At 71.2% G+C, this 25,643-nt stretch carries 18 protein-coding genes; 9 read left to right on the top strand and 9 right to left on the bottom strand.

Going from position 1 to position 25,643, the window contains the following annotated elements; translation table 11 throughout:
- Positions 1 to 10: 10 nt before the first annotated feature.
- A complete protein-coding gene (locus FD678_RS13650) occupies positions 11 to 1,060 on the bottom strand; it encodes a glycoside hydrolase family 5 protein (protein ID WP_140724566.1) in 1,050 nt (349 codons plus the stop codon).
- A 292-nt stretch (positions 1,061 to 1,352) separates the two neighbouring features.
- Between FD678_RS13650 and FD678_RS13655 the strand changes: the two genes are divergently transcribed.
- Together FD678_RS13655 and arsC are read left to right on the top strand one after the other, a co-directional pair.
- Positions 1,353 to 2,411 carry an NAD(P)-dependent alcohol dehydrogenase gene (locus tag FD678_RS13655; protein WP_140724569.1) on the top strand — a complete coding sequence of 353 codons (1,059 nt, stop codon included), beginning with the start codon at positions 1,353 to 1,355 and terminating at the stop codon, positions 2,409 to 2,411.
- Between the two features lies 1 nt (position 2,412).
- A complete protein-coding gene (arsC, locus tag FD678_RS13660; protein WP_140724572.1) occupies positions 2,413 to 2,811 on the top strand; it encodes an arsenate reductase (glutaredoxin) in 399 nt (132 codons plus the stop codon).
- Positions 2,812 to 3,067: 256 nt separating this feature from the next.
- On the opposite strand, the gene FD678_RS13665 is transcribed toward arsC, so the two are convergent.
- The 3 genes from FD678_RS13665 to FD678_RS13675 all read right to left on the bottom strand — a co-directional run bounded on the left by FD678_RS13665 (position 3,068) and on the right by FD678_RS13675 (position 9,721).
- Positions 3,068 to 4,537 carry an FAD-dependent oxidoreductase gene (locus FD678_RS13665; protein ID WP_140724575.1) on the bottom strand — a complete coding sequence of 490 codons (1,470 nt, stop codon included), beginning with the start codon at positions 4,535 to 4,537 and terminating at the stop codon, positions 3,068 to 3,070.
- Positions 4,538 to 4,646: 109 nt separating this feature from the next.
- Positions 4,647 to 9,119 carry a glutamate synthase large subunit gene (gene gltB / locus FD678_RS13670; RefSeq protein ID WP_140724578.1) on the bottom strand — a complete coding sequence of 1,491 codons (4,473 nt, stop codon included), beginning with the start codon at positions 9,117 to 9,119 and terminating at the stop codon, positions 4,647 to 4,649.
- A 206-nt stretch (positions 9,120 to 9,325) separates the two neighbouring features.
- Positions 9,326 to 9,721, bottom strand: a complete 396-nt coding sequence (locus FD678_RS13675; protein ID WP_140724582.1) for an I78 family peptidase inhibitor — start codon at positions 9,719 to 9,721, stop codon at positions 9,326 to 9,328.
- Positions 9,722 to 9,857: 136 nt separating this feature from the next.
- Between FD678_RS13675 and FD678_RS13680 the strand changes: the two genes are divergently transcribed.
- Positions 9,858 to 10,937, top strand: coding sequence for a DNA topoisomerase IB (locus FD678_RS13680; protein ID WP_140724586.1), 1,080 nt, complete (start codon positions 9,858 to 9,860; stop codon positions 10,935 to 10,937).
- 29 nt (positions 10,938 to 10,966) lie between these two features.
- On the opposite strand, the gene FD678_RS13685 is transcribed toward FD678_RS13680, so the two are convergent.
- A complete protein-coding gene (locus tag FD678_RS13685) occupies positions 10,967 to 11,311 on the bottom strand; it encodes a hypothetical protein (RefSeq protein WP_140724589.1) in 345 nt (114 codons plus the stop codon).
- Between the two features lie 145 nt (positions 11,312 to 11,456).
- Between FD678_RS13685 and FD678_RS13690 the strand changes: the two genes are divergently transcribed.
- The 4 genes from FD678_RS13690 (at position 11,457) to FD678_RS13705 (ending at position 14,805) form a co-directional block, all read left to right on the top strand.
- Positions 11,457 to 11,690: a hypothetical protein gene (locus tag FD678_RS13690; RefSeq protein WP_140724593.1), complete on the top strand. Its 234-nt coding sequence runs from the start codon at positions 11,457 to 11,459 to the stop codon at positions 11,688 to 11,690.
- A 29-nt stretch (positions 11,691 to 11,719) separates the two neighbouring features.
- Positions 11,720 to 12,724: an SDR family oxidoreductase gene (locus tag FD678_RS13695; protein WP_140724596.1), complete on the top strand. Its 1,005-nt coding sequence runs from the start codon at positions 11,720 to 11,722 to the stop codon at positions 12,722 to 12,724.
- Between the two features lie 110 nt (positions 12,725 to 12,834).
- Positions 12,835 to 13,221 (top strand): BlaI/MecI/CopY family transcriptional regulator, encoded by a 387-nt coding sequence (locus FD678_RS13700; RefSeq protein ID WP_140724599.1) that lies wholly within the window; start codon positions 12,835 to 12,837, stop codon positions 13,219 to 13,221.
- 3 nt (positions 13,222 to 13,224) lie between these two features.
- Positions 13,225 to 14,805, top strand: coding sequence for a M56 family metallopeptidase (locus FD678_RS13705; protein ID WP_140724602.1), 1,581 nt, complete (start codon positions 13,225 to 13,227; stop codon positions 14,803 to 14,805).
- Between the two features lie 853 nt (positions 14,806 to 15,658).
- On the opposite strand, the gene FD678_RS13710 is transcribed toward FD678_RS13705, so the two are convergent.
- The 3 genes from FD678_RS13710 to FD678_RS13720 form a co-directional block, all read right to left on the bottom strand.
- Positions 15,659 to 16,516: a ribonuclease H-like domain-containing protein gene (locus tag FD678_RS13710; protein WP_218569725.1), complete on the bottom strand. Its 858-nt coding sequence runs from the start codon at positions 16,514 to 16,516 to the stop codon at positions 15,659 to 15,661.
- A 353-nt stretch (positions 16,517 to 16,869) separates the two neighbouring features.
- Complete coding sequence (locus tag FD678_RS13715; protein WP_177497794.1) at positions 16,870 to 19,308, bottom strand: DEAD/DEAH box helicase; 2,439 nt, start codon at positions 19,306 to 19,308, stop codon at positions 16,870 to 16,872.
- Positions 19,309 to 19,415: 107 nt separating this feature from the next.
- Positions 19,416 to 21,242 (bottom strand): family 43 glycosylhydrolase, encoded by a 1,827-nt coding sequence (locus tag FD678_RS13720; RefSeq protein ID WP_177497796.1) that lies wholly within the window; start codon positions 21,240 to 21,242, stop codon positions 19,416 to 19,418.
- Positions 21,243 to 21,615: 373 nt separating this feature from the next.
- On the opposite strand from FD678_RS13720, the gene proP reads away from it, so the two are divergent.
- Positions 21,616 to 23,133, top strand: coding sequence for a glycine betaine/L-proline transporter ProP (gene proP / locus FD678_RS13725; RefSeq protein WP_140724608.1), 1,518 nt, complete (start codon positions 21,616 to 21,618; stop codon positions 23,131 to 23,133).
- Between the two features lie 244 nt (positions 23,134 to 23,377).
- Complete coding sequence (locus FD678_RS13730) at positions 23,378 to 23,830, top strand: hypothetical protein (protein ID WP_140724611.1); 453 nt, start codon at positions 23,378 to 23,380, stop codon at positions 23,828 to 23,830.
- A 56-nt stretch (positions 23,831 to 23,886) separates the two neighbouring features.
- Here the strand turns inward: FD678_RS13730 and acpA are convergent, their stop codons facing one another.
- A complete protein-coding gene (acpA, locus tag FD678_RS13735; protein WP_256661933.1) occupies positions 23,887 to 25,572 on the bottom strand; it encodes an acid phosphatase in 1,686 nt (561 codons plus the stop codon).
- Positions 25,573 to 25,643: the final 71 nt, after the last annotated feature.

Genomic DNA, 25,643 nt, shown 5'->3' on the forward strand with positions numbered 1-25,643 from the left:
GACGGAACCGCTACGGCGCCCCCGTCACCTTCTTCGCGTGCGGTACCAGGATCTCCATCTGCGGCTTGTCGGCGCCTTCCTTGCTGGGCTGCACGTTGAACGGATAGTCCGGCCTCCACCAGGCGCCGGCGGCCCAGTAGGTCCAGCCCAGCCAGACGTCGCGGTTCTCCTCGAGGAAGGCGAGCAGGCCGTCCAGGGCCTGGCGGCAGGTCTCGTTGTCGGCGGCGCCGAACTCGCCGAGGAAGCCCTGCTTGCCCTGCTCGCGCAGCCAGGCGGTGACGCCGCGCAGCTTGTCCGCGCCGATGGTCGGGCTGGCGCAGTCGGCGCTGGTGCCGCTGTAGTTGGCGTCCAGGTACTGGTGCAGCTCGACCGCGTAGCGGTTCAGCGGATCGTGCAGGTCGTCCTGCGCCTGGGCGTTTGTGGTGGCGCCGTAACCGCCGCTGACCCAGTTGTGGGCGCCGGTATAGGCCGTGCCCGGCACCAGGATCAGGTTGCGCGCGCCGGCGGTGCGGATCGCGTTGATCGAGGCCTGCGCGACGGCGGCCCAGTCGGTGGCGGAGATGCCGTTGGGCTCGTTCATCAGGCCGAAGATCACCGCATCGTCGTTGCCGAACTCGCCGGCCAGGCGCTTCCACAGGTCGGCCAGCGCGGCGCTGCCGCCTTCGAGCTGGTCGATCCGGGTGCCGTTGTACTTGGCGTAGTTGTGCACGTCCAGGATCAGGTGCAGGCCGTTGGCCTTGGCCTGCTCGACCGCCTTCTTCAGCAGCGCGAGCTGCTCGGCGTCCAGCTCGCCTCCCGCCTGGGGCTGCAGGCGCTCCCACAGGAACGGCAGGCGCACGATGTTCATGCCCTTGCCGGCGAAGTAGGCGTAGTCGGAGGCGGCCGGATAGGTGTAGTCCTTGTAGAGCACGCCGGGGCGCTTGCCGGAATTGAACTCGGCGCCGGCGAGGTTGACGCCGGCGTACTTCAGCGCGTCGGCGGCATGCGCCAGCGGCGCGGACAGCAGGGCCAGTGCCAGCAACAGGGCGGATCGCCGGCGCGAGCGGGAACGGATCGTCATGGGGCGGGACTCCTGACAGCGGGGGAAATGTCGGGATGGCGTGCCGCGCGGGGCGGACACAACCGACCAGAGCCTAGGCGCGGTTTCGTTAGCGCGGCATGGACGACGCCATCCCGTGCGCGGTTCTGCGGAACGGTTCGCGGAACCGATGCGACCGCGACCGCAAGCGCCTGGGCACAACGCTGTGTCATGCCGCCGCAACGCGGCAGTGGTCTAAGCTTGGCCCATCCCCTCACCTGCCCGGCACGGTACGCGCACGCCACCGTGGCCGTGCCCTTTCCGGAGATCCACCATGAGCCATGCCCACGGCTATGCCGCCCGTTCCGCCGACCAGGCGCTCGCCCCGTTCTCCTTCGAGCGCCGCGAGCCCGGCCCGCACGACGTTCGCATCGACATCCTCTATTGCGGCGTCTGCCATTCCGACCTGCACACCGTGCGCAACGAATGGCAGAACACGCTCTATCCGTCGGTACCGGGCCACGAGATCGTCGGCCGGGTCAGCGCGGTCGGCAGCGAGGTGAAGGGCTTCAAGGTCGGCGACATCGCCGGCGTCGGCTGCATGGTCGACAGCTGCCGCACCTGCCCGTCCTGCCGGGAAGGCGAGGAGCAGTACTGCGAGGCCGGCTTCACCGGCACCTACAACGGGCCAATGTTCGGCGGCGAGAACACCTACGGCGGCTACTCCGACCACATCGTCGTGGACGAGAACTACGTGCTGCAGATCCGCCACGGCGAAGACGAGCTGGCCGCGGTGGCGCCGCTGCTGTGCGCCGGCATCACCACGTATTCGCCGCTGGCGCACTGGAAGGTCGGTCCCGGCCAGAAGGTCGGCATCGTCGGCCTGGGCGGCCTGGGCCACATGGGCGTGAAGATCGCCAAGGCGATGGGCGCCAAGGTCGTGCTGTTCACCACCTCCGAGCAAAAGCGCGCCGATGCGCTGCGCCTGGGCGCGGACGAGGTGGTGGTGTCGAAGGACCCCGAGCAGATGGCCGCGCAGGCGAACTCGCTGGATTTCATCCTCAACACCGTGGCCGCGCAGCACAACCTCGATCCGTTCCTCAACGCGCTCAAGCGCGACGGCGCGATGGTGCTGGTCGGCGCGCCCGAGCATCCGCACCCGGCGCCGACCGTGTTCAACCTGATCATGAAGCGCCGCACCCTGGCCGGCTCGCTGATCGGCGGCATCCGCCAGACCCAGGAGATGCTGGATTTCTGCGCCAGGCACGGCATCGTCTCCGACATCGAGATGATCCGCATGGACGAGATCGAGCAGGCCTATGCGCGCATGCTCAAGGGCGACGTGAAATACCGCTTCGTGATCGACATGGCCACGCTCGGCAAGGCGGCCTGACATGCGCGCGACGATCTGGCACAACCCGCGCTGCGGCACCTCGCGCAACGTGCTGGCGCTGCTGCGCCATGCCGGCATCGAGCCGGAGGTGATCGAGTACCTCAAGCAGCCGCCCGACCGCGAGCGGCTGAAGGCGATGATCGCCGCGGCCGGTCTGGGCGTGCGCGAGGCGATCCGCGCCAAGGAGCCGGCCTACCGCGAGCGCGGGCTGGACGATCCGGCGCTGGACGAGGAGGCGTTGCTCGACGCGATGCTGGCCGAGCCGGTCCTGATCAACCGGCCCTTCGTCGAGACCGAGCTGGGCACGCGGCTGTGCCGGCCATCGGAAGTGACGCTGCAGATCCTGCCGCCGCTGGCGACGCCGTTCGTCAAGGAAGATGGGCAGGTGGTCGGGGGGTAGGAGCGGTAGCGGGAATCGGTGCGGTCGAAATGATCGTGGTGAGGCCACCTTCGATCTTTCTATCGTCGTCCCCGCGCAGGCGGGGACCCAGTGCCTTTGGCTCTCCGCGCGGCATGCTCCAAGTCAATGGGTCCCCGTCTGCGCGGAGGACGATGGCTGGGGCATCCCGGGTGCAGCGGATAGATGACATCCGATTCCCACGACAGCCATCCTCACCTCGTAGAGCGCAGCAAGCTCTACGAGGTGACGGGCATCTTCAGGCCGCCACGGCCTGATCGGCCACTGCCACGCCCAGCCACTGCGCGATGCTGGCGGCCGCGTCGCGGCCCTCGGCCACCGCGGTGACCACCAGGTCGGCGCCGCGCACGCAGTCGCCGCCGGCGAACAGCTTGGGATTGGCGGTCTGGTAAGGCAGCTTGCTGCCGCCCACCGCGATGCGTCCGTTCTGCGCCGCCTGCACGCCCTGCGCCGAGAGCCACTCCGGCAGGGTCGGCGAGAAGCCGAAGGCGATGATCACCACGTCGGCCTCCAGCAGCGATTCGCTGCCCTCGATCGGCTCGGCGTTGCGGCGGCCGCGTTCGTCCGGCTCGCCGAGCCGGGTCTCGACCACGGTCACGCCGATCGCCTCGTCGTCGGCGCCGCCCTCGATCGACAGCGGCTGGCGGTTGAACAGGAAGCGCACGCCTTCCTCGCGCGCGTTGGCCACCTCGCGCGCGCTGCCCGGCATGTTGGCCTCGTCGCGGCGGTAGGCGCAGGTCACCTTGGCCGCGCCCAGGCGGATCGCGCTGCGCACGCAGTCCATGCCGGTGTCGCCGCCGCCGAGCACGACCACGCGCTTGCCGGCCAGGTCGGGCAGTTCGACCTTGTCCTCCCAGCCGGCGATCGGCCGGCCCCACGGGTCGTTGCCGGAGACGATGCGGCTGTTCTGCACCAGGAACGGCAGTGCCGGCAGCACGTTCTTCAGGTCCTGCCCCGGCAGGCCGCCATCGGTGTAGCGGTAGGCGCCGGTGCCGACGAAGACCGCATCGAACTCGTCCACCAGCGCGTCGATGGTCAGGTCCTTGCCGATCTCCATGCCGAGCCGGAACTGCACGCCCATGCCTTCCAGCACCTCGCGGCGCTTGGCGATCACGCTCTTGTCGAGCTTGAAGCTGGGGATGCCGAACTGCAGCAGGCCGCCGATCTGCTCGTAGCGGTCGAACACCACCGCCTGGATGCCGGCGCGCGCCAGCCGGTCGGCGCAGGCCAAGCCGGCCGGACCGGCGCCGATCACCGCCACGCGCTTGCCGGTCGGCTCGACCGCGCCCAGGTCCGGGCGCCAGCCCGACGCCAGCGCGGTATCGACGATGTACTTCTCGACCGCGCCGATGGTGACCGCGCCGAACTCCTCCAGCGTGCAGCTGCCCTCGCACAGGCGGTCCTGCGGGCAGACCCGGCCGCACACCTCCGGCAGCGGGTTGGTCGAATGGCACAGCGCCGCGGCCTCCTCGATGCGGTTCTCCTGCACCAGCTGCAGCCACTGCGGGATGGCGTTGTGCACCGGGCACTTCCAGCTGCAGTAGGGATTGCCGCAGTCCAGGCAGCGGCCGGCCTGGTACTGGGCTTCCTCCTTGCCGAACTTGCCGTACAGCTCGCCCCAGTCGCCGGAGGTGCGCAGCTCCACCGGGATGCGCTGCGGCATCTGGCGCGGGAGGTCTAGGAATTGGAAGACGTGCTTGCGGCTCATGGGGGCGGGATTCGGGATTCGGGATTGGAGATTCGGGAAGCGTAAATCCGGCGGAATGCGCTTTTGCGTATCCCGAATCCCGAATCCCGAATCCCGGCGAAGGCGGCGTTCACGCCGCCCGCCTAAGCGATTCGCTCAGCGACTCGATGCTGGCCGCCTTGGGCTTGACCAGCCAGAACTTGCCGACGTAATCGCGGAACTCGTCGAGGATCTGCTGCGCCCAGATGCTGCCGGTCAGCTCGCGGTGCCGGCCGATCAACCCGTGCAGGTGCTGGCGGTGGCTCTCGAAGCCCTCGGCCGAGATGCGGTGGATGTCGATCAGCTCGTGGTTGTAGCGGTCCACGAAGTCGCGCTCCACGTCCAGCACGTAGGCCATGCCGCCGGTGAAGCCGGCGCCGAAGTTCAGGCCGACCCGGCCCAGCACCAGCACGATGCCGTCGGTCATGTACTCGCAGCAGTGGTCGCCGGCGCCCTCGATCACCGCCAGCGCGCCGGAGTTGCGCACCGCGAAGCGCTCGCCGGCGCGGCCGGCCGCGAACAGCTCGCCGCCGGTGGCGCCGTACAGGCAGGTGTTGCCGATGATCGCGGTGTTGCGCGCCTCGAAGCGCGCCCCGCGCGGCGGGCGGACCACCAGCCGGCCGCCGGCCATGCCCTTGCCGACGTAGTCGTTGGCCTCGCCTTCGATCTCCATGTGCAGGCCGCCGGCGTTGAACGCGCCGAAGCTCTGCCCGGCGGTGCCGCGGAAGCGCAGCGTGATCGGCACCTCGTCCATGCCGTGGTTGCCGTGCGCGCGCGCGATCGCGCCGGACAGGCGCGCGCCGATCGAGCGGTCGGTGTTGTGGATCAGGAAACGGTGCTCGCCGCCGCGCTTGTTCGCGATCGCGTCGGCGAGCAGGCCGTCCATCTGCGTGGCCAGGCTGTCCGGCGATTCGTACAGGCGCTGCGCGGCGCAGTGCGCGGCGTCGTAGCGGGCGTTCTTGAGCAGCCGCGACAGGTCGACGCCGACGCCTTCGCGCGGCGCCACCTGCAGCTGCTCGAGCAGGTCGGTGCGGCCGACGATCTCGTCCAGCGACTTCGCGCCCAGGTACGACAGCCAGCCGCGCACCTCCTCGGCGAGCAGGCGGAAGAAGTTCTCCACGCGCTCGGGCAGGCCGGTGAAATAGCCCTCGCGCAGGCGCTCGTCCTGGGTGGCCACGCCGGTCGCGCAGTTGTTGAGGTGGCAGATGCGCAGGTACTTGCAGCCGAGCACGATCATCGGCGCGGTGCCGAAGCCAAAGCTGTCCGCGCCCAGCAGCGCCGCCTTGACCACGTCCAGGCCGGTCTTCAGGCCGCCGTCGGTCTGCAGGATGGTGCGCTCGCGCAGGTCGTTGGCGACCAGCGCCTGGTGCGACTCGGCCACGCCCAGCTCCCACGGCACGCCGGCGTAGCGGATCGAGCTGACCGGCGAGGCGCCGGTACCGCCGTCGTGGCCGGACACGGTGATCAGGTCGGCGCCGGCCTTGACCACGCCGGCGGCGATCGTGCCCACGCCGGCGTGCGAGACCAGCTTCACCGACACCAGCGCGGTCGGGTTGACCTGCTTGAGGTCGTAGATCAGCTGCGCCAGGTCCTCGATCGAATAGATGTCGTGGTGCGGCGGCGGCGAGATCAGGCCGATGCCCGGCTTGGCGTAGCGCAGCCGCGCGATCAGCTCGTTGACCTTGTGGCCGGGCAGCTGGCCGCCCTCGCCCGGCTTGGCGCCCTGGGCGACCTTGATCTGCAGCACCTCGGCGTTGACCAGGTACTCGGGGGTGACGCCGAAGCGGCCGGAGGCGACCTGCTTGATCTTGGAGCGCTTCTCGGTGCCGTAGCGGACCGGGTCCTCGCCGCCCTCGCCGGAGTTGGAGCGCCCGCCCAGGCGGTTCATCGCGATCGCCAGCGCCTCGTGCGCCTCGGGCGAGAGCGCGCCGAGCGAGATCGCGGCGGTGTCGAAGCGGCGCAGCACGTCCTCGGCCGGGGCGACCTGGTCCAGCGGCGTCGGCGCGTCGGCCTTCTTCAGCTGCAGCAGGTCGCGCAGCGCCGACGGCGGGCGCGCGTGCACCGCCTCGGTGTAGCGCTGCCAGTCCGCCGCGCTGCCGGTGCGGGTCGCGCGCTGCAGGGTCAGCACCACGTCCGGGTTGTACATGTGGTACTCGCCGCCATGCACGTACTTGAGCAGCCCGCCGACCTCCGGCTTGAGCTGGTCGTTCCAGGCGCGCGCGGCCAGCTCGCGCGCCTCGGTGTCCAGCCGCGCCAGGTTGGCGCCGCCGATGCGCGAGACGGTGCCGGGGAAGCACAGCGCGACCACGTCCGCGTCGAGGCCGACGATCTCGAACAGCTGCGCGCCGCGGTAGCTGGCGATGGTGGCGATGCCCATCTTGGAGATGATCTTGCTCAGCCCCTTGATGATGCCCTTGCGGTAGCTCGGGCCGATCTGCATCGGCTCGCCGCTGCCGCGCTTGAGCTTGAGGATGCCGCGGCGGTTGAGGTCGAACAGGGTCTGGTAGGCCAGGTACGGGTACACCGCGGTGGCGCCGAAGCCGAGCAGGCACGCCATGTGGTGCGGGTCGCGCGCGGTGCCGGTCTCGATGATCAGGTTGACGTCGCAGCGCAGGCCCTTGGCCGAGAGGTGGTGGTGGACCGCGCCGGTGGCGAGCAATGCGTGCACCATCGGACGGTCCGGCACCGGGTAGCGGTCGGACAGCAGCAGCATCACCGCGCCGTCGCGCGCGGCCTGCTCGGCCTCGCGGCAGATCCGCTCGATGCCGGCCTTCAGCCCTTCCTCGACCGAGTAGGACAAATCGATCAGGCGGTTGCGCTCGACGTACTGCTCCATCTTCAGCAGCTGGCGCAGCTTGCGCTGGCTCAGCACCGGCGAGTTCAGGATGACGTGGTTGACCGTCTCCGGGCCGGCGTGGAAGACGTTGGTCTCCTTGCCGAGCTGGGTGGTCAGCGACATCACGCAGTTCTCGCGCAGCGGATCGATCGGCGGGTTGGTGACCTGCGCGAACGCCTGGCGGAAGTAGTCGTACAGCGGCCGGGTGTGCTGGCTGAGCACCGCCATCGGGGTGTCGTCGCCCATCGAGCCGGTGGCTTCCTGCTCGGTCTCGGCGAGCGGGCGCAGCACCTGTTCCACTTCCTCGGTGCTGAGCTGGAACAGCTTGTGGTAGCTGCGCAGGGTCTTCTCGTCGAACGGCTCCTCGGCCAGCGACGGGTCGATCAGCTCGGTCTGCAGGTAGGTCACGCCCTGCTGCAGCCATTGCTTGTACGGCGCGCGCGCGCGGTTGATGCGGTCGATCGCGTCGCTGTCGAGCAGGTCGCCGCGCTTGAGGTCGATCGCCATCATCTCGCCGGGGCCGAGCTTGCCCTTGCGGGTGACGCGCTCGGCCGGCAGCTCCCACACGCCGGCCTCGGAGGCGACCAGGAAGTGGCGGTCGGAGGTCAGCATCCAGCGCGCCGGGCGCAGGCCGTTGCGGTCGAGCGTGCAGGCGGCGTAGCGGCCGTCGCAGGCGACGATGCCGGCCGGGCCGTCCCACGGTTCGGTGTTCAGGCCGTGGAACTCGTAGAACGCGGCCAGGTCGGCGTCCTTGAACTCCAGCGACTGGGTGGCCGGCGGCACCAGGATGCGCAGCGCCTGCAGCAGGTCCATGCCGCCGGCGACCAGCAGCTCGAGCATGTTGTCCAGGCTCTGCGAGTCCGAGCCGTGCATCGAGATCACCGGGTCGAACTCGGCGATGTCGAACCTCGGGGTCTTCCAGACCTTGCTGCGCGCCTGCGCCCAGCGGCGGTTGCCCTCGATGGTGTTGATCTCGCCGTTGTGCGCCAGCATCCGGAACGGGTGCGCCAGCGGCCAGCGCGGCAGCGTGTTGGTGGAGAAGCGCTGGTGGAACACCACCGCGCTGGAGGCCAGTTCGCTGCGCTGCAGGTCCGGGTAGAACGTGCTCAGCTTGTCCGGCAGCACCATGCCCTTGTAGCTGACCGCGCTCGGCGAGAGCGTGGTGACGTAGAAGTCGGCGTGCCCGCGCAGCGCCTGCTCGGCGCGACGGCGGGCCAGGAACAGCGAGAGCGCGAAGGCGTCGTCGCCCTGCCCGGCGCCGGCGTCGACGAACACCTGTTCGATGCGCGGCAGGGTGTCCTTGGCCAGTTCTCCGCAGACGCGGTCGTCGGTCGGCACCACGCGCCAGCCGCGCGGCTCGGCGCCGGCGCGGCGCAGCTGCGCCTCCAGTTCCTCGCGGCAGCGCGCGGCGTCGGCCTCGGCGTGCGGCAGGAACACCACGCCGGCGGCGTAGCGCGCGCCGATCGCGATGCCGGCCTCGCGCGCCAGCGCGCGCAGGAACGGGTCGGGTTTGCGGATCAGCAGGCCGCAGCCGTCGCCGGTGAGGCCGTCGGCGGCGACGCCGCCGCGGTGGGTCATGCGCGAGAGCGCGGCGATCGCGGTGTCCACCAGCGATCGGGACGGCTGGTCGTCCAGCTGGACGACCATGCCGAAGCCACACGCATCGCGTTCGTCGCGTGCGTCGTAGAGACCTGGGTCTTGGAGCCCTTGGCGAGTGCGGGGGGCCATGCGTGCCTCGTTGCGATCCGGAGAAGCGGCGACTGACGTCCCCGCTCATTCCGTGGAGCGCATTCGTTAGGTCACCGGACGACCGACTACATCACATGTTGGTGCGGTGCCGCAACTGCGGTTGCAAGTGCAACGAGAACGCCCGGAAACCGTTGCTGCGCTTGGCTTTCGCGGGCCCCGCGCGCACCCCTTCCGGAGGGCGCCGGTCAGCCGCAGCGCACGCCGGTGACGACGTTGTCCGCGTCGACCTCGATGTTGAGCCGCTCGCCGTCGAATTCCATCGTCACGGCCTGCCCGCGCTTGAGCACGCGCACGTGCTTGGCCTGGGTGTCCTGTTGCGCTTGCCGGGTCGCCTCGTCGGTGAGCGGCTGGCCGACCAGCGCCTGCGCCTGGGTGGCATCGCAGGTGCCGACCGGGGGCGCCTCGGGCGCGGTGGCGGGGGCCGGGGTGGCGGCCGCCTCCGCGGCCTGCTGGGCGCGGGCGCCGACGGCTTCCTGTTCGTCCGGCGCCGGCGGTTGGCAGGCGGCCAACGACAGGACCAGGGCGGACACCAGCAGCAGGCCGGTGGCACGCGGACGGAAGGCGGTCAGCTCGTTCCTCATCGGGATCTCCGGAGTGGGGGCGGGCCGACAGCATAAGCACAAGCCGCGGGCGATGCAGGCGTGGCCGCGCGCGTTGACGCCTTCTGCGCACCGGCCCGCCAACAATCCGGCCGGGTACCCCCCTCGCCCGTCCCGCATGAAATCCACCGTTTCCGCGCGCGCCATCGCCGATGCCCTGCACGAAGTGCGCCAGGCCGCGCGCGCCGCGGGGCTGGTCTACGTCAGCGACGACCAGCCCGGGATCCGGCGCCGGCGCGCCGGCAAGGGCTTCAGCTACCACGACGCGGACGGCGCCCGCATCGCCGACCGCGAGACGTTGCAGCGGATCCGCGCGCTGGCCATTCCCCCGGCCTACACCGAGGTGTGGATCTGCCGGCGCGCCGACGGCCACCTGCAGGCGACCGGGCGCGATGCGCGGCGGCGCAAGCAGTACCGCTACCACCCCGACTGGGCGCAGGTGCGCGGCGACGGCAAGTTCGAGCGCGTGGCCGCCTTCGGCCGGGCGCTGCCGAAGCTGCGCCGCCGCCTGCGCCGCGACCTGGCGCTGCCGGGCTTCCCGCGCGGGAAGGTGCTGGCGATCGTGGTCGCGCTGATGGCCGAGACGCTGGTGCGCGTCGGCAACGCCGAGTACGCCCGCAGCAACCGTTCCTACGGCCTGACCACGCTGCGCAACCGGCACCTGGAGTTCCTGAGCGGCGGCCGGGCGCGGCTGAAGTTCCGCGGCAAGGGCGGGCAGGAACACGACGTCGCGATCGACGACGCGCGCCTGGTCAAGCTGGTGCGCGCCTGCCAGCAACTGCCGGGCCAGGCGCTGTTCCAGTACCGCGACGACGACGGGACGCTGCAGCCGGTCGACTCGGGCATGGTCAACGACTACCTGCGCGAGGCCACCGGCGAGGACTTCACCGCCAAGGACTTCCGGACCTGGGGCGGCACGCTGGCCGCACTGCAGCGGCTGGCGCGGCGGCCGTTGCCCGAGCCGCGCAGCGAGCGCGCGCTGCGGCAGGCGCAGAACGAGGTGGTCCGCGAGGTCGCGCAGGCGCTGGGCAACACGCCGGCGGTGTGCCGCAAGGCCTACATCGACCCTTGCGTGTTCGAGGCGTGGCGCGAGGGCGCGTTGCAATCGCTCGCCGCCGGGGTGCGCGGCGAGCGGCAGTGGGAGCAGGCCGCGTTGCGGTTCCTGGCGCGCGCGCACCGGCGGCGCAGGTCCTCCTGATCCGTGCGCCCCGGCCGGAGCGGTGCCGGTCAGCCGCAGTAGATCGCGGTGATGTTGTTGGTCGGGCCCTTCTCGATGACCAGGCGGTCGCCGCCGGATTCGCTGGCGCCCTGGGCCGGATCGGCCGCGCCGCTGGCCGTGCCGCCGGTAGCGGCGCGCGTGCCGCGCCTCACGTCGACGGAAAGGCTGTCGCTGTCCACGCGCGCGCGTTCGACGGTCTGCGGCGCGGCCGCCAACCCCACCGCGCCGCGGACCTTGTCGGTATGGCACTGCCCGGAGATGACGCCGTCGATGGGCTGCACCTGGGCTATTTGCGCGGTGCTGCAGGCGGACAGGAGCACCGCGGCGGCGGCCAGGGCGAAATGGCGGGACATGGCGTTTCTCCGTGCGTTTTTCCGGCGAGCTTGGCCCGGCGCGCGTGTGCGCGGCATGAAGGTGTTGCCCGCGTTCGTCACCGGGCCTGATCGATCCGGCCGGCAGGCTGCAATGCGATCCCACGCGCGATGGAGGATTCCCGCCATGCCCGTCTGCGACGTCTGCGGCAACGACTACGACAAGGCGTTCACCCTGTCCCAGGGGGGGCGCAGCGGCACGTTCGACTCGTTCGAGTGCGCCATCCACGCGTTCGCCCCGGCCTGCGCGCACTGCCAGTGCCGCATCGTCGGCCACGGCGTGGAGAGCGATGGCGCCATCTACTGCTGCGCCAGCTGCGCGCGCCACGCCGGCGTGCAGGGCGTGGCCGATCGCGCCTGACCGTTCCCCCACACGGAGATCACCGCCCCATGGCCACTCGCAAGACCGCCTCCGCCGCCGCCGGAAAGACCGCCGGCCGCCAGCGCACCCTGCAGCGCAAGGTCGATCGCAAGGACGCCGCCAAGACCGCCAGGAAGACGTCCAAGAAGGCGGCCAAGAAACCGACCCAGGCCGGCGCGCGCCGCCAGCCGGAGAACCCGTTGCCGGCCCAGCACCTGCGCAAGCCCGGCAACGAGCACGAGCTGGCGGTCGAACCGCGCTATCTCGCGCCCGACTACCTGGGCAGCGACAAGCTCAAGGGCATGCGCGCGATCGTCACCGGCGGCGACTCCGGCATCGGCCGCGCGGTGGCGGTGCTGTTCGCGCGCGAGGGCGCCGACGTGGCGCTGGTCTACCTCGACGAGCACGAGGATGCGCAGGCCACCTGCCGGCAGGTCGAGGCCGAAGGCCGGCGCTGCCTGCTGCTGCCGGGCGACGTGCGCGACAGCGCGTTCTGCGAGGACGCGGTGCGGCAGACGGTGGAAGCGTTCGGCGGGCTCGACATCCTGGTCAACAACGCGGCGTTCCAGCTGCACGCCGACGCCATCGAGGACCTCACCGACGAGCACCTGCAGATGACGCTGGACACCAACATCGGCGGCTACTTCCGCATGGCGCGCGCAGCGGTGCCGCACCTCGGCCGCGGCGGCTGCATCATCAACACCGGTTCGGAGACCGGCCTGTTCGGCAGCAAGGCGCTGCTGGACTACTCGGCGACCAAGGGCGCCATCCATGCCTTCACGATGGCACTGGCCGGCCAGCTGCAACCGCGCGGCATCCGCGTCAACGCGGTCGCGCCCGGCCCGGTATGGACCCCGCTCAATCCCGCCGACAAGCCGGCCGAGGCGGTGGCCGAGTTCGGCAAGGACAGCGCGATGGGCCGCCCGGCGCAGCCGGAGGAGCTGTCGCCGGCCTACGTGTTCCTGGCCTCGCCGGTCACCGCCAGCTACATCTCCGGCGCGATCCTGCCGGTCATGGGCGGGCCGCAGGGCTGATCCCGCCCCACGGCGTGACCACGGTCGCATTCCGATGTGCCGAACGGCCTATTGACTACAGATGTCGCCACCACGTAGCGTGGCGACATCTGTAGTCATGGAGGCGGGCCATGCGCCGCAAGACGATCGGGGACCAGGAACTGGCCCTGCTGCAGTACATCGACGAACACGGCGAGGCCAGCGTCGGCGAGGTCGCCGCCGGCTTCGGCGAGGCGCGCGGGCTGGCGCGCTCGACCGTGCTGACCATGATGGAGCGCCTGCGCGCCAAGGCCTACCTGCGCCGCCGCCGGGTCGACGGCGTGTACCGCTACGCCGCCACCGCGCAACAGGACGAAGTGCTCGGCAACACCATCGGGCATTTCGTCGAGAAGACCCTGCAAGGCTCGCTCTCGCCGTTCGTGGCGTGGATGTCCGAGCGGGCCGAGGTCAGCGACGACGAGCTGGCCGAACTGGAAGCGCTGGTGAGCAAGCTGCAATCGCAGCGGCGGGAGGGCTGAACGATGGACACGTTCCTGGACATGCTGTTGGGACGCCTGGCCGCGACCAGCGTGCAGACGCTGCTGCTCGCCGGCCTGGTCTGGCTGGTGTGCCGCGGCTTCAAGCGCCTGCCCGCCGCCAGCCAGTGCTGGCTGTGGTGGCTGGTCGCGCTGCAGGCGCTGGTCGGCCTGTTCGCGCCGGGCGCGGTCGAGCTGCCGCTGTTGCCGGCGGCGCAGGTCGAGGCCATGGTCGTGCCGGCGCTGGCCGCTGCCGATGCCGCGCCGGCGGCCAGCGCGGTGCGGTTCGACTGGACCCATGCCGTGGCGGCGCTGTGGCTGGCCGGCGTGCTGGTGCTGGCCTTGCGCACCGCGTTCGCCTTCCGCGCCAGCCGTCGCCTGCTGCGCGATGCGCGGCCGTGCCCGGACGCGCGCCTCGATGCGGCGCTGCGCCTGGCCGCCGAGGCGCACGGGCTGCGCCAGGCACCGCAACTGCGGGTCAGCGATGCGATCGATTCGCCGCAGCTGGTGGGGCCGTGGCGGCCGGTGCTGCTGCTGCCGGCGCGCCGGTTCGCCACGATGAACGACGACGACCTCGACATGGCGCTGACCCATGAGCTGGTCCACCTGGGCCGCCGCGACCTGTGGCTTGGCCTGGTGCCGGCGCTGGCCCAGCACCTGTTCTTCTTCCATCCGGCGGTGCAGCTGGCCGTGCGCGAGTACGGCATCGCGCGCGAGGCCGCCTGCGATGCGGCGGTGGTCGCGGGCAACCGCCGCTGCGCGCACGACTACGGCCGCCTGCTGGTGCAGCTCGGCGTGGCGCGGCGCCCGCACGCCGGCCTGGCCAGCGCCTCGCCCAGTTTCCTCAGCCTCAAGCGCCGCCTGACGTTGCTGCAACACGCCGCCGGCACGCCGGGCTGGGGCACGCGCCTGCTGCTCGGCGCGGTGGCCATCGCGGCGATCACGCCGCTGCGGCTGGTCGCCGGCACCGCCGCGCCGGGCGAAACGCCAGCGGTCACCGTGCCTGCCGGGGCCGATCGCAGCCCTGCGCCGGTGGCTCCGCTGCCGCCGGCGGCTCCGGCCCAGGCGGCCGCTCCCGCCGCGCCGCCTGCCCCGCCACCGGCGGCCGCGGCCGCGCCCATGCCGGCGGCCGCTCCCGTGCCAAGCGTGCAGGGTGGATGGCTGAGCGAGGAAGATCGCCGCGAGATCAGCCGCGCCATCGCGGATGCCCGCCGCGAGGCCCACGATGCCGTGCTCGCTGAACTCGGCCCGGAGCATGCCGCGCTGGCCGACAGTGCGGGCGAGCTGGGTATCCAGGCCGCGCAGCTGGCGTTGCAGGAGGTCGGCCGGCAGATGGAGCTGCTGGGACCGCAGCTGCGCCAGGCCGCGGAGGAAGCGCGCCGCGCCGGTGTCGAGGCGAGCCGTGCGCAGGCGGTGGCGATGCGCGAGCAGAAGCAGGCGATGGCGCAGGCCCGGGAGCAGGTCCGCGCCGCGACCCGTGCGGCGGCGGCTGCGACGCGCAGCATGGATGCGGCGCAGCGTGCCAACGAGGCGGCGGCGGAGCGGGCCGAGCGGGCGGCCGATGCGGCGGAGGCGCGTGCGCGCTGAGGGAGTTGTTTCGCGGGGCCGATCGGGAGGTCGGCTCCGCTGGCGCTAAGAACCCTTCGCGCAATGTCTCCGCGGTTGCGCTCGCGAAGGCGGGCGAAGGTCGCTGCTTGCGGCTGCTGGCTTGCCGCTGCTGGGTGCCATCGGGTTGGGCTCGGTGGCCGGGGGGATCGAAGATCCAATGACTTTCGTCATCTGTCAGTTTCAAGAGATCTATCTACCGTCATCCCCGCGAAGGCGGGGGCGATGGGCCGCTGCATGCGAGCCACCGGCTCGCGCGGCACAGAGCGCCATCGGGCTATGCCCGATGGCCGGGGATCGAAGATCCATGGACGTTGCTTTTGCTTTTTCTGTCTGGCAGCAGCAAAAGCTTTCGCCTTGCGGCGAGTCACCTTTCTTTGCTTGTGCACGCGCGCCGCAGGAGCGGCGCCGCACGGCGAAGCCGACCCGAAGGGCGCGGCACAAGGATGTGCCGCGTAAAGAAAGGTAACCCAAAGAAGCGCTTCACAGCAGCCGAACGGCTGATCAAACACACCCCGCCTGCGCGCCCGCAGCTTTGCTGCGGGTCCGCGGAGCCGGCGGGATTTTTCGACGGGGCTCGTCCGCTACGCGGCCGAGTCCGGGGCATTCGCCGCGCGGCGAATGCCCGCCCGCCGGGGCGAAGCAGTGCTTCGCCTTTTTCCGGCGAGCCCATGCACGTCGCCCTACGGGTTTTTCCGGCGTCTCCGCCGCTTCGGAGGGGCCCGTGCCGCAGTGGCATTCGTGGGCCATGGAGGTGGGCGCGCCGCCGCGCGAGGAAGCGTTACCCAGCCCAAAGCAAAACCGCGAGCAACAGCAACAGCACGGGCGCCTTCATTCATTCGCTGAAGCTGATGGGCGGATCGCTTTCACTCATGCCGGCTTCCTGCAACCGCAAAGCCGTCCGCTCCTCCGCTTCCGCTTCCACCAGGCGCCGGAACAGCAACGCCAGCGTCACCACGTCCTGGTGGTTGTGCGCGGCGACGCGGTGCAGGCTGCGCGCGCTGCCGCCGCGCAGCCAGGTGAGCCAGGCGGCCGGGGCTTCCGAGCCGGGGAGGTCGTCCTCGCGCACGATCCGCAGCAGGTGCCGCTCGATCGTGGCCAGGCGGCAGTTCTCCCAGTGGCCGCGATAGCGGCGGCGGGTGGGGAACAGCAGGTCGACGTGGTCGAGCGCGCCCAGCGGTTCGGCCAACCTGGCCAGCCGGAAGCGCGTCTTCAGCAGCGGGGCGTCGTAGCAGCGGCCGTTGTAGCTGGAGAGTACCGTGGCCGGGCCCAGCCAGCCGGCGAACTCGCGCAGCATCGCGGTCTCCGCCGCCATCGTCGCCATCAGCAGCTGGCGCACGCGCAGGCCTTCGCGGCCCGCGGCGTCCACGTGCCAGTCGGCGGCACCGATCATGAAGGCGCGCGTACCGGTGCCGCCGGCCAGGCCGGTGGTCTCGGTGTCGAAGAACAGCAGGTCGCGCGGGGCCACGGCGTCGTCCGGGCGCCGCGCGAACGCCAGCGACAGCGGCGCGGCCGGGATCGGCTGCGGCAGGAAGGCTTCGATCCGCCACAGGCCCGGGGCGATCTCCTGCCCCGGCAGCGTGCGGTCGACCGCGGCCGGGCGGGCCGGCGCGGAGGCGCTTGCGGTTGGCTTGCGTTCGCGCAGGCCGAGCAGGCGACGCAAGGCGTCGAGGTCATGGGAGGCATTGCGCACGGGAGCCGCGGGACTCGCGGATGCGTCGATCCAGGCGAATGCCGAACCCTGCGGGGCGGGTGTGTTTTGTGGGAGGGACTTCTGTGGGAGGGACTTCAGTCCCGACGGGCTTTTGTGCGGGCTCTCTGCATCAGAGGGAAGCCCTGTCGAGACTGAAGTCCCTCCCACAAGACAGCCCTCGTCGGAAGCATCGCCCCGCGCGGCGGCGCGCCGAGCATCGTGGCGGGTCGAGGTCGCCGGGGCGCGGCCATTTTCCCGGGCGGTGGCGTGGACGGCAGGCTCGGAAGCTTCCGCCGGTTTCACCGCTCCGCCCGCTTGCTTCCGCAGCGCGCGCAGCTTGTCCAGGCTGATGCTCATCGCAGCGCGTCGGCCTCGCGCAGCAGGGCCAGCACCTTCAGCGCGAGCGTCTTCGGCGAGTCGCCGCGGCCTTCCTCCTGCGCCGCCAGCACCGGGCCGACGCAGGCCGGGCAGCCGGCCTTGCAGTCGCAGCGCTGCACCAGCTCGCCCGCGCGCTGCACCAGTTCCGCCTGGCGCCGCCACAGCGGTTCGCTCAGGCCCACGCCGCCGGGGAAGTTGTCGTACAGGTACACGGTCGGCACGAAGCTCTGCTGCAGCTCCACCCCGCCCTCGCGCTCGGCGCCGCGCACCTGGCCGCGCCCGCTCTCGTCGGCGATCGCGAACCAGGCGCCGTCGCCGTTGCCGACCGCCTTCTGCAGGTCGCGCGCGTCGGCCATCACCGCGACCGTGGCGACGATGTGCAGCGCGTAGGCCGCGCCGAGGAAACCGTCCAGCGCGGCCTGGCGATCGGCGAACTCGCGCAGCAGCGTGGCCTGCGGCAGCTGCCACCACACCGCGGTCGTGTGCAGTTCCTGGTCAGGCAGGTTGACCGGGCCGTAGCCGATGTTCTCGTGGGTGTAGTAGCGGATCTTCTTGTAGCCGGCCACGCGCCGCACCACGTGCACCTCGCCGTGGTGGCTGTCGCCGCGCCCGGCCGCGCTGCCGTCGAAGCGGTCGAGCACCTTCAGCTTGGTGTAGTCGATGCTGTCGGTGTAGTAGTCCACGTGCGTGCGCGTGACGTAGGCCTTGCGGCCGTCCCAATCGAGCCTTTCCACCTGGTAGGGCGTGGACTGCACCATGTGGATCGCGCCCTCGTACAGGGTCAGCGCGGCGGCCGAATAGTCCACCTCGGCGATGATCTGCTGCTTGCCGTCGCTGCGGTCCACCACCACGAAGTTGCCGTCGGCCACCGAGCGCAGGCTCACCGCGTTGGCCGGGTAGCTGTCGGCGATCCACTCCCAGCGCTCGCCCTCCTGGTGCACCACGCCGCTCTCGGCCAGCGCCTCCAGGAACACCGCCGGGTCGACCGGGCCGAACGTCTCGCCGGCCAGGAACGGCAGCTCGAACGCGGCGCAGCGGATGTGGTCGAACAGGATCAGCGGCTGGTCCGGCGCGATCCGCGCATGTTCGGGCGAAGCGTCGGCGAAGAAGTCCGGATGCCGCACCACGTACTGGTCCAGCGGCTGCGAACTGGCCACCAGCACGCCCAGCGCCGGCTGCCGGCGGCGCCCGGCGCGCCCGAAGCGCTGCCAGGTCGCGGCCACGCTGCCCGGATAGCCGTTGAGGATCACCACGTCGAGCGCGCCGATGTCCACGCCCAGCTCCAGCGCGGAGGTCGAGACGATGCCGTCGATGTCGCCGGCGCGCATCGCCCGCTCCACCTCGCGCCGCTCGGTCGGCAGGTAGCCGCCGCGATAGGCGCGGATGCGCGCCGGCTTGCGCGGGTCGTGGTCGAAGATGTCCTTCAGGTACTTGGTCAGCACCTCCACCATCAGCCGCGTCTGCGCGAACACCAGCGTCTTCAGCCCGCTCTTGATCGCGATGCGCGCGATGCGGTTGCTCTGCGAGCGCGCCGACGCGCGCAGGCCCAGGTCCGGGTTCACCACCGGCGGGTTCCACAGCAGCACGTGCTTGTCGCCGCTCGGCGCGCCCGACTCGACGATGGCATGCACGCGCTGCTCGACCAGCGCCTCGGCATGCGCGTGCGGGTTGCCGATCGTCGCCGAGCACAGGATGAACTGCGGCTCGGCGCCGTAGAACGCGCAGATGCGCTTGAGCCGGCGCAGCACGTTGGTGACGTGGCTGCCGAACACGCCGCGGTAGGTGTGGATCTCGTCGATCACCACGTAGCGCAGGTTCTCGAAGAACTGCGCCCACTTGGTGTGGTGCGGCAGGATCGCCTGGTGCAGCATGTCCGGGTTGCTGACCACGATGTCGCCGTGCAGCCGGATCGCCTGGCGCGCGTCCCCCGGCGTGTCGCCGTCGAAGGTGAAGGCCTTCACGCCCAGGTCGCCGGCGCGGTTGAGCTCCAGCAGCTCGGCCACCTGGTCCTGCGCCAGTGCCTTGGTCGGGAACAGGTACAGCGCCTTCGCATCGCCCTGCATCGCCGCGCTGACCACCGGCAGCGTGTAGCACAGCGACTTGCCCGAGGCGGTGGGCGTGACGATGGCGACGTGCTCGCCGCGCTGCGTCGCCTCCCAGGCCTCGGCCTGGTGCGAGTACAGCCGCTCGATCCCGCGCGCCCGCAGCGCCGCCTTCAGCGCGGCCGGCACGTCGTCCGGGATCGGCGCATAGCGTCCCTCGCGCCCGGGGATGGTGAAGCTGCCGGTGATCCGGTCGCGATAGCGCCGCTCCAGGCGCCGGCTCAGCAGCGCCCCGTCCCGCGACGGCCGGCCATCGGTGGTCGCCAGCGCCCGTTCGCTGGCTTCGGTGCGGGGGGCGAGGGAGAAGGTCATGGAGACGGTCGGCCGATCAAAGGGCGCCATCAAAGCACGAGGGCGTCTCAGCCTGTGAGACGGACATGCGGTGCCGGGCGATCGCATGTCGTCCGGCGGCTTGGCCTTCACTTCGCCGGCACCACCTCGCTGACCGGCGAGACCCCGCGTTCGTCGAACGCTTCCACCGCGAACACGTAGCCGGTATCGACGTTCAACGCGCGGATCTCCAGTTCGGTGCCGCGGTCGGCGAAGACCTGGTAGGTCAGGTCGAGGCGGTCCGGACGCAGGCCCCAGCGCACGTTGTAGCCGACCGCGCCGGGTACCGCCCGCCAGCGCACGGTGGCGTCCCGGCGGTCGCTGCCGCGCTCGACGCGCACCTCGCGCGGCGTCGCGGGCGGCGGGCCGTCGGCGTTGCCGAACACGCGCAGGTCGCTGATCGCCAGGTGCGCGGCGCCGACGTGCCCATGCACGTAGCGCACGTAGCGGGTGCGCACCGGCGCGGGCAGGTGCAGGTAGGCATTGGGGCGGTCGCGGCGGTCCGGGCCGTCGCCGACCTCGGCCAGCGGCTGCCAATGGCGGCCATCGCGCGAGTGTTCGAGCCGGAAGCTCGTATAGATGTCGGGCGCATCGCCATAGCGTCCGGATCGGTAGTCGGCGTAGTTCACCTGCACCGCGCGCACGGTCTTCTCCGCGCCCAGGTCGACGGTGAGCGCCTCGCCAGAGGCGTTGCGCGCGGCGACCCAGAACGTGCGCGGGTCCTCGTCGGTGACGCGGGCCGCGGCGAACTCGCCGAGCGTGGACGAGGCATGCGCCGGCTTGCGGTAGGACAGCAGCATCCAGCCGGTGAACAGCGCCTGCGGATCGTCGACCGGGCCATCCGGCATCCAGTGCGGGAAGTCGCCGAAGCGGGTCGACACGCGCATCTGCCCGTCGTCGGCGAAGGCGGCCGGGAACAGCGCGATGCGGCGCTCGAAGGTCCAGTTGGCGCCGATCCATGGCGTGCCGCTGTTCCACCAGTTGCCGTGCGCGTCCTGGAACGTGGAGCCGTGGCCGGCGCCCTGCACGAAACCGCCGGGCTTGTACGCCACCGGGTTGTAGTCGGCGTAGCGGAACGGGCCGAGCGGATGGTCGCCGACGTAGACGCCGGTGGCATAGGCGTTGTACTCGGTGCCCGGTGCGGCGTACTGCAGGTAGTAGCGGCCGCCGGCCTTGGTCATCCACGCGCCTTCCAGGTAGCTGCGCGCGATGCTGCCGTCGGAGAGGACCGCGCCGCGGTGGTCGGGGCCGAAGCGTTCCCAGCCGTGGCGCTGCGGGTCCGCCGAGACCAGCGGCGTGGGCGTGCCGCGGAAGGCGAAGCCGCGCGCGCCGCGGTCCATCGCGATGCCGTACAGCGGATAGCGGTCCGACGAGCCCCAGTACAGGTACCACTGGCCGTCGTCGTCGATGAACAGCGCCGGATCCCAGGGGCCGGGCGGCGTGCGGCCCGGCGGCAGCGGCGGCTGGTCGCGGCCTTCCGCCATCGCGGTCGGGATCGACGGCAGCAGGCGCGTGAGGAAATCGAGCCGTCCTCGCGCGGGATCGCGCGTTTCCAGCAGCGGGCGCGGACCGAACGCGGATTGCATGATCACCAGCCGCTCGCCGTCGGCCACGACGGCCGGCGCGACGATGCTCTCGAACGGCCAGCGGCTGGGCGCGACGAAGGTCCAGTCGACCAGGTTGGTGGAACGCCAGTAGCCGTCGGCCAGCGTCAGGAACAGGTAGTACGCGTCGCCGGAGCGCACGAACACCGGATCGGCGCCGGTGCGGTAGGAAATGCCCTCGTTGAGCTGCTCGAAGTTGTAGCGGTAGTCGATGTCGAGCGGGTTGGCGTAGGTGCGTTGCCCCGGCGGCGCGGCATGGGCCGCGGCGGCGCAGGCGAGCATGGCCGGTGCGATCAAGTGCGGCAGGCGCATGGCGTGGTTCCCCTTTGGACGATCCGGTGCAAGACCTTAGGACGGATCGGCGTGGGGAGATAGGGCGGGCGCGTCGTGCAGGCGGGCGAAGCCTCCATGCGCGACATCGCGCATCGCGCGCGATAGCGCATCGATGTGAACGCGCAGTCAGGCTCGCGTGAGCGCAGCGGTTATAATGTCGTTCGCAATCCGTTCCCTGGACCGTGTTCCGCCCGGTCCTCTCACCTGCCAATCCTGGCCTGGCCGTCCGTGGTTCGCACGCGGAGGCCCGGCGATTCCCCACAAGTCCACGCGCATTCGGCGCATCGGCATGGGCCTGCTTGCGCGCGCGCAACGGAAACAGGATCGGCATCGCCGCAGGAGGAAAACCCAGATGCAGGATTCGCATGCCGCCCACGTCCACTTCGGCTGGTTCAAGCGCAGGCGCCAGCTGCGGCTCGACGACGTCACCGTGGTGGACCGTCCCATGCTGCGCAAGGCGGTCGGCGCCGCCGCGCTCGGCAACGCCATGGAGTGGTTCGACTTCGGCGTGTACGGCTACATCGCCGTGGTGCTCGGCCAGGTGTTCTTCCCGACCAGCAGCCCGACCGCGCAGTTGATCGCCACCTTCGCCACGTTCACGGTCGCGTTCCTGGTGCGTCCGCTGGGCGGGCTGGTGTTCGGCCCGCTCGGCGACCGCTACGGCCGCCAGAAGGTGCTCGCCTTCACGATGATCCTGATGGCGCTGGGCACCTTCAGCATCGGCCTGATCCCCTCCTACGACCGCATCGGCCTGTGGGCGCCGGCGCTGCTGCTGCTGGCGCGGCTGGTGCAGGGCTTCTCGACCGGCGGCGAGTACGGCGGCGCGGCGACCTTCATCGCCGAGTACGCCACCGACCGCAACCGCGGCCTGATGGGCAGCTGGCTCGAGTTCGGCACGCTGGCCGGCTACATCGCCGGTGCCGGCGTGGTGACCGCGCTGCACTGGTCGCTCACGCCGGCGCAGATGCTGGAATGGGGCTGGCGCCTTCCGTTCCTGGTGGCGGGGCCGCTCGGCCTGCTCGGCCTGTACATGCGCATGAAGCTGGAGGAGACGCCGGCGTTCCGCGCGCACGTGGAGCAGGCCGAGCGCCGCGAGCGCGAGCATGCCGCGCCGCGCCTGGCCGAGATGCTGCGCGTGCATTGGCCGCAGCTGCTCAAGTGCGTGGGCCTGGTGCTGGTGTTCAATGTCACCGACTACATGCTGCTGACCTACATGCCCAGTTACCTGGAGGTGACGATGGGCTACGCCGAGACCAAGGGCCTGCTGCTGATCCTGATCGTGATGCTGGTGATGATGCCGCTCAACGTGCTCGGCGGACTGTTCAGCGATCGCCTGGGACGGCGGCCGATGATCATCGGCGCCTGCGTGGCGCTGATGGTGCTGGCGGTGCCGTGCCTGAAGCTGGTCGGCAGCGGCCACGACGGCCTGATCTTCCTCGGCCTGGTGCTGCTGGGCCTGGCGCTGGTGTGCTTCACCAGCTCGATGCCGTCCACGCTGCCGGCGCTGTTCTACACGCCGGTGCGCTACAGCGCGCTGTCGATCGCCTTCAACGTCTCGGTCTCGCTGTTCGGCGGCACCACGCCGCTGGTGACCGCATGGCTGGTCGAGCGCAGCGGCGACCCGCTGGTGCCGGCCTACTACCTGATGGGTGCGGCGGCGATCGGCCTGGTGACGATGCTGTTCGTGCGCGAGACGGCCGGCCTGCCGCTGCGCGGTTCGCCGCCGGCGGTGGGCAGCGATGCCGAGGCGCGCGCGCTGGTGCGCGGCGACGTGCCGGTCACGGTCGACCCGGTATTGCCATCGCTGCCGGAGAACGTGGTGGCCGGCGACGGCATCGAGGCGGCGGAACCGGTGCGCGGCGGTACTTGAGCCGCTGCGGCGGGTTCGTCAGTGCGAAACCCAGTAGGCGAACTCGCCCATGCTGCGGCCGAACTGGAAGATGGCCGCGGCGGCCAGCAGGAATAGTGCCGGCCTCGGCAGTTTCCGGAAGAAGGTCATCGCAGGGCTTCCTGGACTCGGTCCGCCAAGCTTGCCATGCCGAGATGGCATGGCAAGCGGGCCCGTCGCTTGTCGGATAGGCTAGCGGACTCAAGGAGGAACAGGTTCGATATCCATGGCCAGGCACAAGATCGCCGTCCTGCTATGCATTGCGTTGGGGACGGCACGGGCCCAGACCCCGGGCGTGCCAGGCGATCCGCAGCCGCAGGCCGACATCCCTACGCTGGGCGAGGTCCGTGCGCTCGCCCCTGAGGAGGAAACCCCGGTCGACCTGTACCGGTTCCGTAATCCCGTGCAAGTCGAGCCCAATCGCTTCGATCGTGCCTACAGGCCGCCGCCGAGCGTCAAGCAGGTTAGCGAGGGCGGGGGCTATGTGATGATGGGGCTCTACTACGGTGTCGCGGCAATCGCGAAGGGCGTACATCGCTTGACCGGCGGGCGCGACGAGATCCAGGCGGCGATCGCGCGGCCGCCGCCGCTGAACGAGGCGCAGATGCAGCGCGCCGCGGCGATGTGCGACAGCGACGGCCGGCCGTGCGATGGACAGGCGCAGGAAGGCGCGAACTGAGCGTCCGCGCCCCTACCGCCGCCGGGTCACGGCGCGGGATTCCCGCCGCTGCCCGCTCAACCCAGTTCCAGCGCGTTGGTCAGGTCGCCCGGCGTCACGCCGCTGGCGGCCTGCATCGCGCGTTCGCGTTCGACCAGGCCCGGTAGCGGCTCCAGGCCGAAGCGGCGGTTGATCAGGCGCAGGATCGAGCCGGTGTCGTAGACGGTGTGGTCGACGAAGCCGCGCCTGGCCAGCGGCGAGACCACCAGCGCGGGGATGCGCGAGCCCGGGCCCCAGCGATCGGCCCTGGGCGGGGCGACGTGGTCCCACCAGCCGCCGTTCTCGTCGAAGGTGATCACCACGACGGTGTTCTCCCACTGCGGGCCGTTGCGCAGTGCGTCGATCACGCAGGCGACATGGCGGTCGCCGGCGGCGACGTCGGAGTAGCCGGCGTGCATGTTGAGATTGCCCTGCGGCTTGTAGAACGTCACCGGCGGCAGCTTGCCGTCGCGGATGTCGGCGATGAAGCGGTTGCCCGGCGCGCTGTCGCCGAGGCCGCCGTCGCGCAGGCGCCTGGCGCGCGCGGACGTGCCGGGGGCGAGGTTGGCGAAGTAGTTGAACGGCTGGTGGTGGTACTGGAAGTTGGGGCTGCCGGGGAACTCGGCGGTCTCGCCGGTCTCGCCGTTGCCCTGCACCGCCAGCGCCCAGCCGCCGGCGTACCAGGCCCAGTCCACGCCGGCCGCGTCCAGCGCGTCGCCGATGTGGCGATGGCGCTGCGGCGGCAGCACGTTGGCGCTGTCGGCCGGGGCGTAGTCCGGGCGCGCCGGGTTGTTCATGCCGCACGGCTGGAACGGCGGCAGCATCGTGTTGACCGCCCAGAAGTCGGGCGTGAGCGCGCCGTTGCGGACGAACTTCGGGCGGCCGTCGAGCGCGCTCGGCGGGCTCTTCTCGTCGAGCAGCAGGCGCGTGCCGCGCGGGTCGTCGCCGTCGAGGATCGCGGTCTGCAGGCGCGCCGGGCTGCGGTCGGCATCGGGGTAGAACGGCGGCTGCGCGGCGACCAGGTACTGGTGGTTGAGGAACGAGCCGCCGAAGGCGCCCATGAAGAAGTTGTCGCAGAGCGTGTACTCGCGCGCCAGCTGCCATAGCCGCAGCGTGGCGGGCGCGTCGCCGTAATGGCCCATCACCAGCGCGCCGCTGTCGCCCCAGGCGGCGAACCCGTCGTTGCGCCCGCCGTTGATCTGCATCTGGTTCTCGTAGAAGCGGTGCACCAGGTCGCGCGTCACCACGCCGTGCGGCAGCGGCCTGCCGTCGGGCGTGGCCAGCGCGAACGGTGCGTTCGGCAGCGGGCCGAGCGCGTCCTCGGCGATCCGGTAGCGGCGATGGTCGACCACCTGTTCGTCGGGCACCATCCCGCCCCAGATCGGCGGCAGGACGTCGAGCACGCTGCCGTCGCGGTCGCGCTGCAGCGCGCCGGCCGGCTTCAGGGCCGACAGCGGCCGTTGCAGGCCGGGGAAGTCCGGGAACAGGTTGTTGAAGCTGCGGTTCTCGCAATAGATCACCACGATGCGCTGCACGCGCTCGCGCAATGCGTGGTCCAGCGCGGTGGCGCTCCCGCGAGGCGCGGCCTTCGGGCGCGCGCTGGCCGCGCTCTCGCCGGGCGGCGCGCCGACGGCGAGGGCGCCGCCGGCCAGGGCCATGCCGCCGAGCAGGCGGCGGCGTTGCGGGTTGTCGGGGGTGTCGGGGCGGCGGGGTGGCGTCTTCAACGTGTGGCTCGGTTCAGGGCAATGGAGCCGGCTGGGCCAGGCACGCCCAGGATCCGCCCGCGGCGCGCGGC

Source organism: Pseudomonas sp. Hp2 (genome assembly GCF_006386585.1).
In the GTDB taxonomy this organism is placed as follows: Bacteria; Pseudomonadota; Gammaproteobacteria; order Xanthomonadales; family Xanthomonadaceae; genus Pseudomonas_S; species Pseudomonas_S boreopolis.